The 10,806-nt window shown below is 62.2% G+C and carries 9 protein-coding genes; 4 read left to right on the top strand and 5 right to left on the bottom strand.

Going from position 1 to position 10,806, the window contains the following annotated elements:
- Together AC0L2M_RS28705 and AC0L2M_RS28700 are read left to right on the top strand one after the other, a co-directional pair.
- Positions 1–1,153: molybdopterin dinucleotide binding domain-containing protein (locus AC0L2M_RS28705; protein WP_473536510.1), on the top strand; the 1,153-nt coding region annotated here is incomplete at its 5' end.
- 229 nt (positions 1,154–1,382) lie between these two features.
- Positions 1,383–1,868, top strand: coding sequence for a hypothetical protein (locus tag AC0L2M_RS28700; RefSeq protein WP_027151538.1), 486 nt, complete (start codon positions 1,383–1,385; stop codon positions 1,866–1,868).
- A gap of 29 nt (positions 1,869–1,897) precedes the next feature.
- Here the strand turns inward: AC0L2M_RS28700 and AC0L2M_RS28695 are convergent, their stop codons facing one another.
- Positions 1,898–2,929, bottom strand: coding sequence for a hydroxyacid dehydrogenase (locus tag AC0L2M_RS28695; RefSeq protein ID WP_473536509.1), 1,032 nt, complete (start codon positions 2,927–2,929; stop codon positions 1,898–1,900).
- A gap of 262 nt (positions 2,930–3,191) precedes the next feature.
- On the opposite strand from AC0L2M_RS28695, the gene AC0L2M_RS28690 reads away from it, so the two are divergent.
- Positions 3,192–4,628 (top strand): aldehyde dehydrogenase family protein, encoded by a 1,437-nt coding sequence (locus AC0L2M_RS28690; RefSeq protein WP_473533026.1) that lies wholly within the window; start codon positions 3,192–3,194, stop codon positions 4,626–4,628.
- A 185-nt stretch (positions 4,629–4,813) separates the two neighbouring features.
- On the opposite strand, the gene AC0L2M_RS28685 is transcribed toward AC0L2M_RS28690, so the two are convergent.
- The 3 genes from AC0L2M_RS28685 to AC0L2M_RS28675 all read right to left on the bottom strand — a co-directional run bounded on the left by AC0L2M_RS28685 (position 4,814) and on the right by AC0L2M_RS28675 (position 8,101).
- Complete coding sequence (locus tag AC0L2M_RS28685) at positions 4,814–6,154, bottom strand: glucoamylase family protein (RefSeq protein ID WP_091592785.1); 1,341 nt, start codon at positions 6,152–6,154, stop codon at positions 4,814–4,816.
- A gap of 51 nt (positions 6,155–6,205) precedes the next feature.
- On the bottom strand, positions 6,206–6,958 hold the full coding sequence (locus tag AC0L2M_RS28680; RefSeq protein ID WP_473536508.1) for an SDR family NAD(P)-dependent oxidoreductase: 753 nt from the start codon (positions 6,956–6,958) through the stop codon (positions 6,206–6,208).
- Between the two features lie 213 nt (positions 6,959–7,171).
- A complete protein-coding gene (locus tag AC0L2M_RS28675) occupies positions 7,172–8,101 on the bottom strand; it encodes a TIR domain-containing protein (protein WP_236379044.1) in 930 nt (309 codons plus the stop codon).
- A 456-nt stretch (positions 8,102–8,557) separates the two neighbouring features.
- Here AC0L2M_RS28675 and AC0L2M_RS28670 point away from each other — a divergent pair, with 456 nt between their 5' ends.
- Positions 8,558–9,820, top strand: a complete 1,263-nt coding sequence (locus AC0L2M_RS28670; protein ID WP_091593000.1) for an O-antigen ligase family protein — start codon at positions 8,558–8,560, stop codon at positions 9,818–9,820.
- 134 nt (positions 9,821–9,954) lie between these two features.
- Here the strand turns inward: AC0L2M_RS28670 and AC0L2M_RS28665 are convergent, their stop codons facing one another.
- On the bottom strand, positions 9,955–10,713 hold the full coding sequence (locus tag AC0L2M_RS28665; RefSeq protein WP_473536507.1) for a class I SAM-dependent methyltransferase: 759 nt from the start codon (positions 10,711–10,713) through the stop codon (positions 9,955–9,957).
- Positions 10,714–10,806 lie beyond the last annotated feature (93 nt).

The raw sequence follows: 10,806 nt of genomic DNA, 5'->3' as shown, positions 1-10,806 counted from the left end.
CCCCCCCCCCCCCCCCCCCCCCCCCCCCCCCCCCCCCCCCCCCCCCCCCCCCCCCCCCCCCCCCCCCCCCCCGGCCCGCCCCCCCCCCCCCCCCCCCCCCGAGGGGGGTGTTCAAGCTGGACATAGCTCAGCCAGCACCCGCTTCTTCGCCAACGGCAACTTCTACACACCCGACGGCAAGGCGCGCTTCATCCCGATCCGTCCAGTTCCGCAAACCCGCACGAACGAAAAATTCCCGCTGGTGCTCAACACCGGGCGGGTTCGCGACCACTGGCACACCATGACGCGGACGGGAAAAAGCCAGCGGCTGTCGCAGCACCTGGCGGAGCCGTTCGCCGAAATCCACCCGGCGGACGCTCAGCACTTCGGCATCGGCGATGCCGACATCGTCCGCGTCTCAACCGAGCATGGCGAGGTGCTGCTTCGTGCGCTGGTGACGGCGCGGCAGCGGCCAGGCTCGGTCTTCGTGCCGATGCATTGGACGGACCAGTTTTCCGCGCGGGCTCGTGTCGATGCGCTGGTGGCGCCCATCACCGATCCGATTTCAGGACAGCCGGCCTCGAAGAATGTTGCCGCCAGGGTGGAACGCTTCGCTGCCGTCGCGTTCGGCTTCGCGGTGCTTGCCGAACGGCCAGCCTCGATCGACGCCGACTATTGGAGCCTCGCCCGCTGCGCCGCCGGCTGGCGTCTCGAGCTTGCGCTGGAAGCCGACCGGGACTGGCCGGGTTTCGCGGCCTCGCTTTTCGGGGCGGACGCGCCAGGCGAGACGCTCGCCTATCATGATGTCGCCGGCGGGCACTATCGCTTCGCCCGCTTTGCCGGCAGCCGGCTGACTGGCGCGCTCTATCTTGCGCCCAGGCCGGTCGCGGTGTCGCGCGGCTGGGCGGTCGAGCAGTTGAGCGCGGACCATGCCGATCGGCGCGGGCGACTGGCGATCGTGGCGGGGCGGCCGGGCGGCAACAGCGTCGATCGCGGCGCCATCGTCTGCTCCTGTTTCGGGGTCGGCGCCAATCAGATCGCCGACGCGGTGCGCGGAGGCTGCGTAAGCGTCGAAGCGATCGGCGCCAGCTTGCATGCCGGCACCAATTGCGGCTCCTGCCGCGCCGAGATCAGGACCATCATCGAGGCGCGGCGCCTTCACGCGGCGGAGTGAGGGCGTCTAAAGCGCGTCGCGTTTGACGGGCCTCATGCGACGCGCTTCAGGGTGTTGTTTTATGCATGTCGTTATCGCAAACCGCTGCACACCCCCGGGTCAGGCCCGAGAGCATGCTTTTGCGCGACATGCATGAGAACTCTGTCTCGCCGGGCCTCGGCGCTTACCAGCAATTTACAAACGGTGGGCTACCAACGTCCTTATTCGATTCGTTCCGAGCAGGACCCTTATGAGCAAAGCCCTCACTTCTTTCGCATTGGTGGCCATATTGACGGCTTTGCTGATGGCTCTCAGCCTGGCGGTGGCCAGGCATGGCTATCCCTTTGGTGCGATCGGCGCAGAACGCCTGGACGACGTCGCCGATGCCGGGACGTTTATCCCGCTCGCGGCCGTGTACTTCTTCAGCGCGCTGCTGATGATGATCCTGCCGATCAGGGTCGCCGGCATCGTCCTGACACATGCTGCGGATGCGATCTTCTGGACAGTCATCGTGTTGTTCGCGGCCATCATTGGCGGCCTCGCCGCCAGATGGGCTTTCGATCGAAGCAATGTCTTGCCGGCACTGCTGAATTGGCGGTTCCTGTTTGTCGTGGCCGTCGTCGGCTGCCATCTCTTCATGAACGAGCTGCGCCGCAATATTCTGCTGAGAAGCCTGTTCTTTGTCGTCTTCGCCGCAGCGACGCTCGCCTGCCTGTTCTGGTCGTTCACCATCTGAGAAACCTCGCAGCCGCTGGGCCTGACGGCTCAGTTCTTGTCGACCGGCTTCGAGCGCATGCGCGAAACGGTCTCGCGTTCGGCCCGCTTCGAACGCATTGGCGGCAGGCCGCGGTCGATCAGGTCCATGTCTTCCAGCATCATGTCGCCCATGCGCTTGAAAGCGATGTCGAGCGCGCCGGCCCGGTGGGCGGAGCGCAGGAAGCCGGGCAGCGTGCGGACAGGATGGTCCTGCGCCAGCGGCTCTTGCGGAAACACATCGCTGGCGGCGACGATGTGGCCGCTGCGAACTGCATCCATCAGCGCCGGAAAATCGACCACGCCGGCACGGCTGAGCAGGATGAAGGCGGCTCCTTTGCGCATCCTGGCAAAGGCCTCAGTGCCGAGAAAACCCTGGTTTTCGCTGGTCACCGAAGCGACGACGAAGACGAAATCGCTACTCGACAAAACCGTGTCGAGGGAAGCCGGCTCGACGCCGTTCTCGATCAGGATCGAGGGCGGCAGCCACGGATCGAAGACCTTGGTCCGCGTGCGAAAGCCCGACAGCAGCCGGTTGAGCGCACGGCCGAGATCGCCGAAGCCGATGATACCGACATCCGCGCCGGAGAGAAGCCGCGCCGCCCGGTTACCCTCGCCGCCCCACAGCTCCTTGCCCTGACGAAACGCGAGATCGGCGTCGACGATGTCGCGGGCGAGGTTGAGCGCCATGGCAAGACCGAGCTCGGCCACCGGCTCGGCAAACACCATGCCGGTGGTGACGACATGGATGCCGCGCGAAAACAGCGTTTCATACGGCATGTTGTTGATGAGGTTGCTCTCGACATTGAAGACACAGCGCAGCGCCGTCATCCTTTCCAGCGTCTCCGGCGCGATCGGCGGCTGGCCGACGATGTAGCGCGCCTCGGCGAGCACATCGTGTGCCAGGGCCGCGACGCCTTCTGGCGACGTTTCGACGATACGGTATCTGGCGCGGAATCTCGCCAGTGCCTCGGGCGTGAAAATCAGGTCGAGCGTGCGTGGCTCGGGCGCGCTGATCACCAGCGGCAACGCGCTGTCGGACACGGCAGCCTCCTCCTGGCGCGATCCGCGTCGCGCCGCACTAGAATCATGGTTTACCACCTCGACACCCAAGCAGGCTTGCCGGGCTTCGCCTGCCGGGTTTGTGTTTGTCGCAGGTTTTTATCGGAAAACCATCGAACACTTTTTCGAAACCTGCTTAGCACATGCCTGTCGAGGAGCAGAACTTTGCCGCTGGCGGCCTTGCGGTGTGGCGGCTGGTGGTCCAGATAGACGGCAATCGAAGGACAAGGAAGACAGCGACATGATCCCGTTTCGAAAGAACCTCATCGATGGCGAGTGGGTGGGCGATGCCGGCTCCCGCAACATCAACCCTTCCAATCTCGACGACGTGGTCGGCGAATATGCGTCGGGCGACGCCGAGCAGGCGCGGCAGGCCATCGCGGCGGCGAAAGCGGCATTTCCTGCGTGGTCCCGATCGGGCTTGCTGGCACGCCATGCGGTGCTGAGGAAGGCGTCGGACGAGATCACCGCGCGGAAAGATGAAATCGGCCGGGCGTTGGCGCGCGAGGAGGGCAAGACGCTGGTCGAGGGAATTGGCGAAACCGTGCGGGCCGCCCAGATATTCGATTTCTTTGCTGGTGAGACGCTGCGCCTGTCGGGCGAGCTGGTTCCAAGCGTGCGGCCCGGCGTCGGTGTCGAGATCACACGCGAAGCGGTCGGCGTCGTCGGCATCATCACACCGTGGAATTTCCCGATCGCCATCCCGGCGTGGAAGATCGCTCCTGCCCTGGCCTACGGCAACACCATCGTCTTCAAGCCGGCCGAGCTGGTTCCGGAGAGCGCCTGGACCATTGTCGACATATTGCACCGCGCCGGCCTGCCTGAGGGTGTGCTCAATCTTGTCATGGGCAAGGGTTCGGTAGTCGGCCAGGCCATGCTCGACAGCCCTGACCTCAATGCCATCACCTTCACCGGCTCGGTCGGCACCGGCAAGCGCGTGGCTGCCGCCAGCGTCGAGCACATGCGCAAGTACCAGCTCGAAATGGGCGGCAAGAACCCGCTCGTCGTGCTCGACGATGCAGACCTAGCCGTCGCCGTCGACTGCGCGATCAATGGCGCATATTTCTCGACCGGCCAGCGCTGCACGGCGTCGTCCCGCCTGGTCGTGACGGACGGCATCCATGACCGCTTCGTCGATGCGATGAAAGATCGCCTCGCCAAGCTGGTCGTCGGCGACGCCCTCGATGCGAAAACCCAGATCGGACCCGTCGTCGACCAGAGCCAGTTGAAACAGGACGAAGACTATATCGCCATCGGCCGCCAGGAAGGCGCCGATCTCGCCTTCGGCGGCGAGCGGCTCGATCGCGAAACCCGCGGCTTCTACCTGCAACCGGCGCTGTTCACGCAAGCCACCAACGCCATGCGCATTTCACGCGAGGAGATTTTTGGGCCGGTCGCCAACGTCATCCGCGTCAAGGACTATGACGAGGCCTTGGCGGTGGCCAACGACACGCCGTTCGGGCTGACGTCGGGCATCTGCACCTCGAGCCTCAAGCACGCCACGCATTTCAAGCGCAACTCGGAGGCCGGCATGGTGATGGTCAATCTGCCGACGGCGGGCGTTGACTTCCACGTGCCTTTCGGCGGACGCAAGGGATCGAGCTACGGCCCGCGCGAGCAAGGCCGCTACGCAGCGGAATTCTACACTACGGTAAAGACCGCCTACACGTTCGCCGGCTAAGTAAATCAAGCCAGACGAAATCGAACGGCCTTCCCGGCGGGCGCGAGTTGCCGGGAAGGCGAACGTCTTCGTGGCCGAAACGACAGCGACCACTGGGCGCTAATGCATGTCGCGCACATGCATGAAACAGCAACCTAAAGCGCGTCGCAGGAGGCCGGTCAAACGCGGCGCGTTTTAGCCGTCATTCAGCAGGGGTCCTTGCGAGGAGGGCTCGCCGGCTGCGACAGCCAGCCGCCGGAGAACCCGGCCTTGCACAGGCCGCGACGGATATGCGGGCTCGACCGCATCAGCTCCCAGATCAGCCGCGAGCGGTGGTTTTCAATCATCAGCACGACGATGCCTTGGTCCAGTCCATAGTGCGCATCCGATATCCAGCCGCTCGGCCCGAACTTCCGCCGGTTCGCCAGCGTCGGGTTGAAGCCGCTCGGCATCCTGAAACCGTCGACCACCTCAGGGTGGCGTTCTCTGAGGTGGCGCAGCGCAGGCAGGCAGATTTCCGGTGCGAAGGGCAGCGATGCGAGATACGACCACGGCGCAATCGTTCCGTCATCGGGGCCGAACGGTGCGCCACGCGCTGCATAGCCGGAAAATTTGCGCGGCCGCCGCTCGATCCGCGCGCGGAATTTGCCGGGTCCGTCACCCGCCGAAAGTCCCCAAAGTGCTTCGCCGTAGCCGTCATAGCCAGAGGGGTTGTGCCGCGCATAGTCCCGGTGAAGGTAGGTCGCGCGGCGGCTGTTTTCGAAATAGTCCGAGTTCTTGTCCCGCATGAACGCATCCCGGATGCCATCGAAGTCAATCCAGGCATGCGAGAATTGGTGCATGAACAGCGGGCCGCCATAGAGCACGTCGTAGCCGTAGATGTTTTCCCACTGATATGTCGCCGTCCAGCCGGCATAGCTGTCGTCCGAGGCGGGTTTGTCGGGGGCGGCCATTGCCAGGACGTAAAGGATCGTCGCTTCGTTGTAGCCTTCCCAGCCATAACGCAGAAAACCGCTCTTCGGCTTCCAGCCCTGTCGCAAGATCGGTCTGCTGCCTTGAATCCATCGCCAGTCGACGCGTCGGTAGAGCATTTCCGCCAGCTCGCGGATTTCGGTTTCGTCGTCAGTGTCGCCTGTGAAATAGGCGCCAGCCGTGAGCACGCCGGCCATCAGCAGCGCCGTGTCAACCACCGACAACTCGCATCGCCAGGCGCGCAGGCCGGTCCGCATGTCGAGGAAATGGTAGTAAAAGCCTTTGTGGCCGGTGACGTCGTCGCCATCGCCTTGCCGGCTGTTCCAGAAGAAACGCAGTGCGGCAAGCGTCAGCTTCACGGCTGCGTCTCGTGCTATCCAGCCGCGCTCGACCCCGACCGGATAGCAGGACAGGGCGAAGCCGACGACCGCGATGCTTGCCGGCCAATTTGGCCGCGACGTGTCGGCAACCAGTCCGTTTTCCGCATTCACGGTTTCCAGAAAATAGCCGAAGGCGGCGCGCTGGAAGCGGTCGAGCAGTTCTTCGTCGGACTGTGGAGGTTCGATCCTAAGCAAACGACGGGAACTCCAGTCTGGCGTCCGTGGTTGCAAATCGTTCCAGTTGCTTCAATAGGTCGCCCGGCCGCCGGAAACGTCGAAAACGGCAGCCGTCGTAAAGGAACATTCCTCGGAAGCGATCCACGAGATCAGCGCCGCCACCTCCTCGACCTCGCCAAACCGCGCCATTGGTATTTTCGACAGCATGAAATCGATGTGCTGCTGGCTCATCTGCTGGAAGATCGCGGTGCGCACCGCTGCCGGCGTGACGCAGTTCACCGTCACCTTGGTCTTCGCCAGTTCCTTGCCCAGCGACTTGGTCAGGCCGATCACCGCCGCCTTGGAGGTGCTGTAGGCAGAGGCATTCGGGTTTCCCTCCTTGCCGGCGATCGAAGCGATGTTGACGATCCTGCCGTAATTGCGCTCGAGCATGTGCGGAACCAGCGCCTTGTTGCAGTAGAAGACGCCGTTGACGTTGATGTCGATGACCCGGTGCCAATCCTCCACCGAATAGTCCCAGGTCGCCATGTTCGGTCCGGTGATGGCCGCGCTGGTGACCAGGATATCGACCGCGCCAAGGGCTTCAATCGTCTGCCGGGCGGCCTGTGCGACCGCTACAGGATCGGCGACGTCGACGGTCACGCCGTGCAAGTCGGCGATGACAGCCTTGGCCTGCTCGATCTGGGTGGAGTTGCGATCCCAGACGCAAACGCGCCCGCCCTCTTCAACGATTCGTTGCGCGACGGCCAGGCCGATGCCTGAGGCGCCACCGGTGACCACGGCCGATCGTCCGGCAAACCGTCCCGCAAAACTCATTGGCATATGGTCTCCCTCATTTGCCCGCCCCGACGGGCGCTGGCGACACCGCCGGCGGCGAATGTGAAGTCAACAGCGGAGAAGTTCAAGCCGGGGACTGGAGCCTCGAACAGGTTCATGGCGGGCCAGGAGCAGGCGGTTGAGAGCCGCTCTTGGCTACGACCTGACCATTCGATGCTGGGGCTGCCGTCTCTGCAAGGCGACTTCCACGCGCACAGTTCAAACGTTCTTGATCGACTTCCAATGGCTCAGCCGCTCCGCGATCAACTCCACCCGTCGCTGGTTGTCGCGCCCGTCCAGGATGCTCAAGTCCTCCGGTTCGGCGCGCAAGTAGACGCCTGAGGTGCGCGCGTTCAGTTTTGGCTGCGTGTCGGCGCGTGTGGTAAAGTACCCGGACGCGCGATCGGCGGACTCCAGCCGGATCTCCCCCGTCCCGTACAACTGCGACGCGTTAGCATCCAAGGGCCGTTCTCCATTCCAAAAGTAGAAGATGCCGGCAGGCTCCTTTCTCTCCTTTACCGCCTCGCTCCAGTATCTGGCTGACAGACTGCCATTCTCTTGCCATGAGCGGCCGGCCAACTCCAACGCGCCATCGCGGTCTCGCGCGATACGCAGGAGGCTCACGGCGGACGGTTCCTTTACGGTCCGCTCCGACAGGGAAAACTGCCACCAAAGGCCCTCTATTCGGGCGACGCGGCCTTCATTTTCAACAGCTTTTCGCAGCTTTTGGTTGACCGCTCTCATCTCCGCGGCGGTCGTCGCTTCGCCATACCTCACGGACGTCAGGCCCAGGAGATCGCTTGGAAGCTTGGAACCGTTGGCATGAAGGATAAACGTTCGGCGCATTCCAAGGACTCCGCCGAAAAGGCCGGCTTCGAAGACGACATTGTCTCGCGGAGAAGCCTGAGCGGATACAGGAGCAGATGATGCTGGCAGGCTTACACTGGTCCAGTCGTCCTGGGCGAAGACGAAAGCGGCGAAGTCGACTTCACGCGTAAGCTCGAGGAGGCGCCCCAGGGTGGTTGTCCCCGGATTGAATGACGTCGTCCAGGGTTCCACATGCGCGATGTCTTCAAGACCGCGTGTCAGCGCCTGCAGCAGTTTTTTCTGCTTCCCCGACGAGCCCAGGAAGATTCGAGGTTTGTCCATCCGTTTGCTCCAACCCAGCAGATCGGGGACGACCAGCCTCTGCCAATTGTTGGTGTGGCCATCGTCTGGTTGTCTCCGAGATAGCGTACGCGGAGGGCCTCATTCATTGCAACGGATGCAACGAATGCCGGCTGCTATTTTTCGGTCCGGTGCTGAAAGCAACTGCAAAAACAGTTCCGCGCGGCGGTCATGCCGACCCTCTCGTTAGATGCGGCGGCGATGGCTTTTGACGGCGCCGAGAGCGATGCCCCAGCCCTGCGCCGGGATGCTCGGGTTCTTGCCGCACGGCCTGTCGTGGCCTTTTACCGCCGCACGGGGCGCCTTATGGCTGTTTTTGCCTCATTTGGGTGACAGGCTGTGGGGGATGGGTTATATTGCACTGCACAATGAGATCGTTCGCGCATGGCGCGGCGGCGAATCGGCATTGAACTGCATGGACGGGAATTCGCTACCGAGATGAAGATTCCAAAATCTCTGTTGGTCGACCCGGAGAAGAGCACCGTCTACGGCGCATTTGCTGTTGCCATCTCTATTTGGGCGTTCTCCTACTCCTCGGTTTTCGGGCCGATCCTGATCCTGGCCTATTATGCGGTCTGGCTTCCCCTGATTCTGGTAGACTACCGGCGGCTGTTGCGGCATGCCTCCAGCGCGTGGCTGCCGCTGGCGTTTGCATTCTATGTCTGCCTCTCGGTGTTCTGGTCGGATGCCCCCGGCATCACGTTGAGGACGTCAATCCAGTATTGCTCCCATATCGCCTGCGCCTACATCGCCGCGCGCACCGTCAGCGTCCGGACGTTGACGATAGGCTCACTGATCGGGATTTTTGTCGTCCTGCTCTATTCGCTCAAGGTCGGGGGTTATTCCTATGATATGCTCGACGGGACGTACAATTTCGTCGGCGCATTCAGCTCCAAGAACCAGATCGGCTTTGTCGCCTCCCTTGGCATCTATTTTTGCATTGTCTTCCTGGTTTTTCTCAGGCGCGGCCGGATAAGCTTCATCCTGACGGCGCCCATCCTCGTCCTATCGGCCTATCTTCTGATCATGGCGCATTCCGCCACCTCGACGGCTTCGATACCGGCAGTTCTCGCTCTGGTGGCTCTGCTTGCCATGGCCAAAAAGCTTCCACTCCGCTACCGACGGGTGATTTTCGTGGTCGGCGCATGCGGGCTGGTCGTGGTCACCGCGGTTGCCTTTGCAGGACTTCTGGATTTCGTCCTTGGCGCCTTCGGAAAGGATTCCACGCTCACCGGACGGACCTATCTCTGGGAGCAGGGCTGGGAAGCGGCGCAGCAGGCGCCAGTCCTCGGCGTCGGCTACGCGGCCTATTGGGTGCAGGGGTTCGCCGAGGCCGAGCGGCTCTGGAACGAATTCTACATCACAACCCGAAGCGGCTTCCACTTCCACAACACCTATATCGAAGCCCTCGTCGAGCTAGGTTATGTCGGGGCGACGCTGATTTCGCTGATCATCCTGCGCACCCTATGGGGCCATATATCGGCCCTGATATTCAGGGCATGGCAAGCCGAGTCGGTGATTCTTGCCGGCGTGATGGTGCTTTTGTTCATTCGGTCCTTCGTTGAGATCGACACCTTCAACCCCTACATCACGGGCTCCTTCCTCCTGTATTACAGCTACTTCAAGCTGGTCAGGGTGCATGTCGCCCGTCCCCGATGGACCGCAGCGGACCTCGCGGAACCAGAAACCGCAGGGCGCTAATCAAAGGGCTAAAATATTACCTTGATTTTGGTGGCGCGCACAAAAACGCCGCCTGACAGCGCCAAGGCCAAGCAATTATCTCATCTCACAGGCAGCAGGCGAGCCTCGCCCGAGTTGGGTTTGCTGCCTGTTGATCAGGCCCTGAGGGTCAGGAGCGCATACCATGCGAACCGCTTCACAAAGGGAAGCGTCAAAACCACTGAATCGACAGCTTTGCCAACCGTGTAGACGGTCTCCGAGATGGTTCGCGGCATCAGCGCGCTTCCTACGGAGCACAGGCCGAAATAGTCCACCTGGACATCGCTGAAATAGCGGCGGGCCAAAGCGAAGTCCGAAATCAGCAAGGGATGTTCATCAGCGGTGCGGATGAGGGGTGTCCGCTTTCTGTAGGCATTCAGGAGCGGATTGTGTCCCATCGGCTCGTAGAAGGACGCCACGCCGTTCGGCTTCAGGACACGGACCACATCGGAAAAACACCGGTCCAGGGCCAGGTGATGGATGATCCCGCGTCCATACACCAGGTCGAACTTGTTGCCCTCGAACGACATGGCTTCCGCATTCATCGCCAGGAATGTAGCGTTCGTGCTTCCAAGCGCGCTCGCCCGTTCGTTCGCCCTGTTTACCGCTACATCCGAAATATCGATCCCCGTCAGAGATCGGCAATGATCGGGCAGGTGCAGGGAATGCAGGGACCACCCGCCATCGGAGCAGCCGTACTCGAGCACGTCTGCGTTTTTCGAAAGCTGTTTTATCTGCTCGTCTTGACGTTCAGCGCCGTGACGGATCGTTCGATACCACTTGTCAAGGCTTCCTCTTGGATCCTCCTCCTGACTAAATCTGAGATTGTGAAATTCTCTTTCTCGACTGACGATTTCGTCCCTTGCACTGTGCATGACGAAGTCCTCCTCGGATTTTGAGTTGCAACTAAAGCACAACATCTCCTTGCGCTGTAATTACTCACGTCCCGAGTTGACGGTTGGCTGGCC

The sequence above is a fragment of the Mesorhizobium sp. WSM4806 genome (assembly GCF_055811635.1).
Note: the sequence above shows the minus strand (reverse complement) of the source record. Positions and strands in the feature narration are given on the sequence as shown.